Raw genomic sequence first — 7046 nt, forward strand, 5'->3', positions numbered from 1 at the left:
GCGATCCGGCACGCCGCCGCCACCCGATTTCGCGCCCTGCGCCGCGGCCTGGCCGGGCAGCGCCGCGGCGCCCCCCAGGGCCGCCAGGCGCAGGACCAGCAGCCGGCGGCGCAGCGGGGAGTGGACGGGGTTCTCGGACATCGGGTGCTCCTGGACCTGGGCCATGTTCTTGCGCGGAAGCACCGGCGTCCAGTGGCAAGACGGCGCGGTCGCCGCATGGGGGGGCACGAGCCCCTTGCATCGATGTTCCCGTTATGTTCTCATACTTCCCATGAGCCAGACCCTGATCGCCCCCGCCTTCGGCGCCGCGGCCATGTCGGCCCGGGCCAGCCGCATTCCCGACGAGCTGCGCATCCCCGCGCCGCCCTCGACCTTCCGCTGGATTCCGGCCTCGGCGGCCGAGCCGCGCTGGCGGCAGGCGATGCGCTGGTCGCTAATCGGGCTGAGCGCCAGCCTCGTGGCCGGCGAAGTCGCGCTGCGCCTGGCCGGTCTCTGACCGGGCGGGCGAATTTGTCCGAAACGCCGTCCGCGCATCCGCGCGACCCGGTGGGCAGGGCAGCGCCCCGCCCGGGCGGCCTACAGCCGCGGCACCGGCTTCAGCGGGGCGACCAGCCCGCCCAGCATGGCAGGCACCACGTCGCGCCAGGCGCCGTGATGGGTGTGGGGCTGGCGCAGCTTCTTGGCCAGCAGCCGCGCCACGCTGCGCAGCGCGGCGGCGCGGCCCTGGTACTTCCGGATGAGCAGGATGTGATGGCGGTTGAACAGCCGCACCACCACCGGACTGCGCGGCCCGCCGGAGGACCCGCCGCCCTCGTGCAGCAGGAAGGGGTCGCGGACGTAGTGGATGGGGATGCCGGCGCGGCCCAGCCGGATGCTGAGGTCGGTGTCCTCCCAGTAGACGAAGAAGCTCTCGTCCAGCAGGCCGACCGTGTCCAGCACGCGGCGCGTCAGCAGCAGGCAGCAGCCGCTGGCGAAGCCGACCAGGCGGTGCGGCGTGGCGTCGGCCTCGTCATGCACGTCATGGGTATTGTGCAGCACCCAGCCGTCGTCGATGTCGCCGCCCGCGTACCAGGAGACGCCTGGGTCATCCAGGCGCATCACGCGCGGCGCCAGCACCTCCGCCGCGTGGCGCTCGCGCGCCGCGAGCAGCTCCGCCAGGAAGTCGGGCGCGAAGCGCGTGTCGTTGTTGAGCAGGAGGAAGACGTCGCCGTCGCGCGCCGCGGCGGCGTGGCGCAGCCCCTGGTTCACCGCGGCGGCGAAGCCCAGGTTGCGCCCGTTGCGGAGCACCGTGACGCGCGGATCGCCCGCCGCCTCCAGGATCGCCGCGCCCTCGTCGCGTGAGGCGTTGTCCACCGCCACCAGCCGCCATTCGCCATGCGTCTGCGCCCGCAGGCAGCCGAGGAAGGCCGGCAGCGCCTCCGCGCTGTTGTAGAGGATGGTGACGAGCCAGACCGCCATGCCGTTCCCGATCCACGCCGGTGGCCGCGCCGCTTCGCCGCGCCACGCGGCGGTATAGGCAGCGGGGCGCCCAGGGTCCAGCTTGCGCCCCTGTCCCGCCGCGGGCATTGCCTCGGGTTCCGTTGCGTTGACGCGCGCCGGCCCGCGCGGAACACTTTGCCGCGGCGCGTCGCGCCGCGCCGCCACGGGAGGACAGAGATGCGACGCAGGCTTCTGCTTGGTGCGCTCGCCGCGGCGCCGCTGGCTGCGCCCGGGGCCATGGCCCAGGATTGGCCCTCCCGCCCCATCCGCATCGTCGTGGGCTTCTCGCCCGGCGGCACGGCGGATGCGGTCGGCCGCCGCCTGCAGGCGCCGCTGCAGGCAGCGTTCGGGCAGTCCGTCGTCGTCGAGAACCGCACCGGCGCCAGCGGCGCCGTGGCCGCCGTCGAAGTCGCCCGCGCGGCGCCGGATGGCCACACGCTCGGCGTCGTCGTCAGCACGCTCGCCTCGCTGCCGGCGATGCGGCCGGACACCCAGTTCGATCCGGTGCGTGACTTCACGCCGGTGGTGCTGGTCGGCCAGCTGCCCCTGCTGCTGGTCGTGCATCCCTCGGTTCCCGCGACCGATCTCGCGCAGCTGATCGCGCTGGCGCGGCGCAACCCCGGCCGGCTGAACTACGCCAGCCCGGGCAGCGGCCTGGCGCACCACTTCGCGGGCGAGATGCTGAAGCTGCGCGCCGGGCTCGACATCGCGCATGTGCCCTATCGCGGCGCCGCGCCGGCGCTGGCCGATGTCGTGTCCGGGCAGGTGCAGATGACCTTCGCCGCGCCGCCCGCCGTGGCGGGCTTCATCCAGGGCGGCCAGGTCCGCCCCATCGCCATGACGGGCGCCGTCCGCTCCCAGGCCATGCCCGAGATCCCCACCGTCGCCGAATCGGGGCTCGAAGGCTTCGACGTCACCGAGTGGTACGGCATCGTCGGCCCCGCAAACCTGCCGCCGGCTGTCGTCGGGCGGCTGAACCAGGCGATCAACGCCAGCCTGCAGACGCCCGAGCAGGCGGCCTGGCTGCGGCAGAACGCCGTGGATCGCCGCCTCACCTCCGCCGCGGAGTTCGGCGCTTTCATCCGGACGGAGATCGACAAGCTCGGCCGGATCGCGCGCGAGGCACGGATCGTGGCGGACTGACCGGCGGCGGCCGATCGCAGGCAGGAAAGGCGGCGTGTCCACCGGATGACCGAGACAGCGGACGTGGTGGTGATCGGCGGCGGCATCCTGGGGGCTGCCGTCGCCTACGAACTCGGCCGGCGCGGCGCCGGCCGCGTGGTGGTCCTGGAAGCGGAGGCCGGGCTGAACCGGCACTCCACAGGCCGGGCCGGCTCCTACTTCATCCCAATGTACGACAGCGACGCCTTCGCGGCGCTGGCGCAGGAAAGCCTGGCCTTCCTGCGCGAGCCGCCGGACGGCTTCGCGGAAGGCCATCTCCTCGGCCGGGAGGGCGCCGTCATCGCGACGGTGCAGCCCGACACCGCCGCCTTGCAGGCCGAGATCGCGAAGGCGGAAAGCCTGGGCATCCCGGTGCGCGCGATGGATGGGGCCGAGATCCGCGCGATGGTCCCGATCGCGCGCGTGGAGCTGATCACCGGCGCGGCCTTCTACCCGGGCGCCGGCGAGATCGTCGCCGCGGCGCTTGCGGGCGGCTTCGCCCGCGGCGCCGCGCAATCGGGGGCGCGATTTGCCACCGGTCGGCGCTGGACCGGCCTGCGGCGCCGCGGCGATGCCGTGGCCGGCGTGACGACGAGCGCCGGCGACATCGCCTGCGGCCATGTCGTGAACGCCGCGGGCGCATGGTGCGGCGAGGTCGGGCGCGCGGCGCATGCGCTGCCGATCCGCTTCGAAGTCACGCGGCGGCACATGATCGCCGTGGCGCTGCCACCCGCGCATCGCGGTCAGGTCTGGCCCTTCTTCCGATGCCCGTCGATTCCGCTCTACTTCAAACCCGAAGGCGGCGAGCTGGTCGCGAGCCCGATGGACCAGGGCGAGGACGAGCCAGGGGACTGCGCGACCGATGCCGCCCTGGTGGACCGCACGGCGGCCGCGCTGCGGGCGCATACGACGATCCCGGTGGCGGAGGTCGCGCGGGCCTGGGCCGGGCATCGCGTCTTCGCCGGCAGCCACCTGCCCGTTATCGGGCCGGACCCATTGCTGCGCGGCTTCCACTGGGCGGCCGGGCTGGGCGGCGCGGGGATCATGGCGGCGCCGGCGGTCGGCCGCATCGTGGCCGATGGCATCGGCGGCATGCCCGCGACCTCGCCGGCTGCCCTGGCCTCCCTCCCGGACCGCTCCGCGCCGCGGCCGGGCTGAGGGGCCAGGGCACGGGACCGCTACGCCGGCAGCGTGACCACCGCGCGCAGCCCGCCCTCGGGCCGGTTGCGCAGCACCACGTCGCCGCCATGCGCGCGCAGGATGTTGCGGGCGATCGTCAGGCCGAGGCCGGTGCCGCCCGTCTCCCGGTTGCGGCTGGCCTCCAGGCGGCGGAAGGGCTGGAACACGGCTTCCAGCTCGGATTCCGGCACGCCGGGGCCGTCATCGTCGATGGCGATGCGCAGCTGGCCCGGCGCTGCCTGCGCCAGCTCCAGCCGCGCCGCGTTGCCATAGGCCAGCGCGTTGCCCACCAGGTTGGCCAGGGCGCGCTTCAGCGCCACCGGCCGCGCGCGCACCGTCAGGTGCTCCGGCCCGGCATAGGCGAAGGCGGCTTCCGGCAGGTCGGGGTTGGCGTCCGCCGCCTCGTCCAGCACCGTCCGGCACAGCGCGGCGAGATCCAGCGGCACGGAAGGCTCCGCCGCCGCGTCGTCGCGCGCGAAGGCGAGGGTGGCGCCGATCATCGCCTCCATCTCCTCGAGATCGGAGAGGATCTTCGCCCGCTGCTCGTCGTCGTCCAGCAGTTCGGCGCGCAGCTTCAGGCGGGTGATCGGCGTCTTCAGGTCGTGCCCGATCGCCGCCACCATCTGCGTGCGGTCGCCGACGAAGCGGCGGATGCGCTCGGCCATGGTGTTGAAGGCGCGCGCGGCGGTGGCGACCTCCGAGGGACCGTTCTCCGGCAGGGGCGGCGCGTTCACGTCGCGGCCCAGCCGGTCGGCCGCGGCGGCCAGGTCGCGCACCGGCCGGGTCAGGCGGCGCACCGCCCACAGCGTGAGCCCCGCGGCGGCCAGCGTCATCAGCACGAACGCGGCCAGGAAGGTCTCGGAATGCCAGGGCCGCGGCGGCGGCATCTCGATGCGCAGGTTCAGCCAGCCATGGTCCTGGAAGCGGAAGCTGGCCAGCATCACGCCCGGCCGGCTGCTGCCGGAGACGATCACGTCCCGCGGGCGCAGCCGCGGCGGCGCGGACATCACCGATTCGACGCGCAGCATGCGCAGCATCGGCGGCGGCGGCGGCGGGTAGGAGAGGCGGGCGAGGGGATCGTCGTCGTAGCTCGCGCGCAGGCCGGGCGGCAGGTCGATCTCCGCCAGCACCATGAAGCGGCGCTCATGCGGCGTGACCAGCAGGGTGCGCCAGATCGCGAAGCTCCGCTGCGAGATCTCGCGCGCCTGCTGGAAGCGCTGCAGGTCCACGCGGTCCAGCGCATGGATCGTCAGCCCGGCCACCTGCACCAGCACCAGGCCGAGCAGCAGGAACACCGCCGTGCGCCCCGCCAGGCTGCGCGGCAGCAGGCGCGAGAGCAGGCGCCGGCGCGGCCGCAGCGGCACTGCCACGGCGGCTGACGAGGCGGCCGCCGTCGCGGCCGGGCCTGCGGTGCTCATCCCTTCTCGACCGTGGTGGCCAGCACGTAGCCGCCGCCGCGCACCGTCTTGATCAGCTGCGGGTTGCGCCCGTCATCCTCCAGCTTGCGGCGCAGCCGGCTGACGGCGACGTCGATGGCGCGGTCGAAGGGGCCGGCCTGCCGCCCGCGCAGCAGGTCCATCAACATGTCGCGCGTCAGGACGCGGTTCGGCCGCTCCACCAGCGCGACCAGCAGCTCGTATTCGCCCCCCGTGAGTGGCACCTCGACGCCCTGCGGGTTCAGCAGCCGCCGCCGCGCCGGCTCCAGGATCCAGCCGGAGAAGCGGATCGCCTTGGCCGGCGGATCGCCGTTGCCGGCGGGGGTGGAGCTGTCGGCCGTGGCGCGGCGCAGCACGGCGCGGATGCGGGCCAGCAATTCGCGCGGGTTGAAGGGCTTGGCGACGTAGTCGTCGGCGCCGAGCTCCAGCCCGACGATGCGATCGGTCTCCTCGCCCATCGCGGTCAGCATGACGATCGGGACCTCCGACTGGCCGCGCAGCCAACGCGCGAAGTCGAGGCCGGACTCGCCGGGCATCATGAGGTCCAGCACCACCAGGTGGTAGCGGCCGAGCGGCCAGAGCTTCCGTGCCTCCCGCGCGTCGCGGGCCACGGTGACGCGGAAGGACTGCTTCTCCAGGAATTTCCCGAGAAGGTCCCGGATCTCCCGGTCGTCGTCGACGACCAGGATGTGCGGCGCGGCGCTGTCCATCCCTGCAACATAGCGCGCCCGCGCCCGCGCCGCAGGGTTCACCGCGCGGCGGATGTTGCGCCGCGTGACGGGGGGCGCGGCTGCAACACTGTGTTGCACTTGCTCACCGTGGGGGCCTTCGGCCGGTTACGTTCGGGTCGCATCTTCCCCGCATCGATGGCCGACCGGGCCGCGGCAGACTGCCCCGCCGCGTGACACTCCCCCTCCTGTCCCGGTTCGGCCTCGTGTATCGGCGGCGGGGATGTCTCCCTCCCTTGCATCCCCGCCGCCCTCTTTTCCCCACCCCCCCGACTGGGCGCGCACCGCGGCCGATGCGCTGGCGCGGCGCCACGCCGCCTTCGCCGGCATCGAGGACCGCGCCGGGCCGCTGCCCTGGCCGGTGCGCGACCGCGGCTTCCCCGGCCTGCTGCGGGCGATCTGCGCGCAGCTCGTCTCCAACGAGGCCGCCTTCGCCATCTGGAAGCGCGTCAGCGCGCTGCCCGGCGCCACCACGCCGGAAGGCTTCCTGGCCCTGCCGGCCGAGCGTGTCGGCATCGACGGCGGGCTGACGCGCCAGAAGGTGCAACACGGCCGCGCCCTGGCCGCCGCCATCCTGGATGGCTCCCTGCGGCTGGATGCGCTGGACGCGATGGAGGACGAGGCCGCCATCGCGCATCTCTGCACGGTCCGCGGCATCGGCCGCTGGACGGCGGAGGTGCACCTGCTCTTCGCGCATCAAAGGCCGGACGTCTTCCCCTCCGGCGATCTCGCCCTGCAGGCCGCGGCGGCGCATCGCCTCGGCCTGCCGGCGCGGCCGGATGCGAAGGCCATGGCGTGGATCGCGCGGGACTGGGCGCCGCACCGCGCGGTGGCGGCGCGGCTGCTCTGGCACCACTGGCTGCACCACACGAAACGCGCCACGCTGGATCCCGCATGATCCTGTCGTCTCGCATCCGCGCCACCGCGGCCCCGCCCATCCCCGCCGCCCGCGCCTGGGCCGCGCGCTATGCCGGCCAGGCCAGGCCGGCGCTGGACCTGACCCAGGCCGTGCCGGGCTATCCGCCGCCGCCCGACCTGCTGGCGAAGCTGGCGGAGGCCGCCG

The 7046-nt window shown here is 74.4% G+C and carries 7 protein-coding genes; 4 read left to right on the plus strand and 3 right to left on the minus strand.

All coding sequences use genetic code 11. The annotated features are described in order from the left end of the window. Window positions 1-271: 271 nt before the first annotated feature. Window positions 272-496: a hypothetical protein gene (locus OZN99_RS21795; protein WP_270937359.1), complete on the plus strand. Its 225-nt coding sequence runs from the start codon at window positions 272-274 to the stop codon at window positions 494-496. Window positions 497-576: 80 nt separating this feature from the next. On the opposite strand, the gene OZN99_RS21800 is transcribed toward OZN99_RS21795, so the two are convergent. After that, the gene (locus tag OZN99_RS21800) at window positions 577-1458 is read right to left on the minus strand and encodes a glycosyltransferase family 2 protein (RefSeq protein ID WP_270937360.1); all 882 of its coding nucleotides are present in this window, start codon (window positions 1456-1458) and stop codon (window positions 577-579) included. 198 nt (window positions 1459-1656) lie between these two features. Here OZN99_RS21800 and OZN99_RS21805 point away from each other — a divergent pair, with 198 nt between their 5' ends. Together OZN99_RS21805 and OZN99_RS21810 are read left to right on the plus strand one after the other, a co-directional pair. Then, window positions 1657-2622: a tripartite tricarboxylate transporter substrate binding protein gene (locus OZN99_RS21805; RefSeq protein WP_270937361.1), complete on the plus strand. Its 966-nt coding sequence runs from the start codon at window positions 1657-1659 to the stop codon at window positions 2620-2622. A gap of 45 nt (window positions 2623-2667) precedes the next feature. Next, complete coding sequence (locus tag OZN99_RS21810) at window positions 2668-3798, plus strand: NAD(P)/FAD-dependent oxidoreductase (protein WP_270937362.1); 1131 nt, start codon at window positions 2668-2670, stop codon at window positions 3796-3798. Between the two features lie 20 nt (window positions 3799-3818). On the opposite strand, the gene OZN99_RS21815 is transcribed toward OZN99_RS21810, so the two are convergent. Both OZN99_RS21815 and OZN99_RS21820 read right to left on the minus strand, forming a co-directional pair. Further along, on the minus strand, window positions 3819-5237 hold the full coding sequence (locus tag OZN99_RS21815) for an ATP-binding protein (protein ID WP_270937363.1): 1419 nt from the start codon (window positions 5235-5237) through the stop codon (window positions 3819-3821). Further along, window positions 5234-5965: a response regulator gene (locus OZN99_RS21820; RefSeq protein WP_270937364.1), complete on the minus strand. Its 732-nt coding sequence runs from the start codon at window positions 5963-5965 to the stop codon at window positions 5234-5236. The genes OZN99_RS21815 and OZN99_RS21820 overlap by 4 nt, the downstream gene beginning before the upstream one ends. A 241-nt stretch (window positions 5966-6206) precedes the next feature. Here OZN99_RS21820 and OZN99_RS21825 point away from each other — a divergent pair, with 241 nt between their 5' ends. Continuing rightward, window positions 6207-6881, plus strand: a complete 675-nt coding sequence (locus OZN99_RS21825) for a DNA-3-methyladenine glycosylase family protein (protein ID WP_270937365.1) — start codon at window positions 6207-6209, stop codon at window positions 6879-6881. Window positions 6882-7046: the final 165 nt, after the last annotated feature.

The organism is Falsiroseomonas oryzae (assembly GCF_027856955.1).
Taxonomy (GTDB): Bacteria; Pseudomonadota; Alphaproteobacteria; order Acetobacterales; family Acetobacteraceae; genus Falsiroseomonas; species Falsiroseomonas oryzae.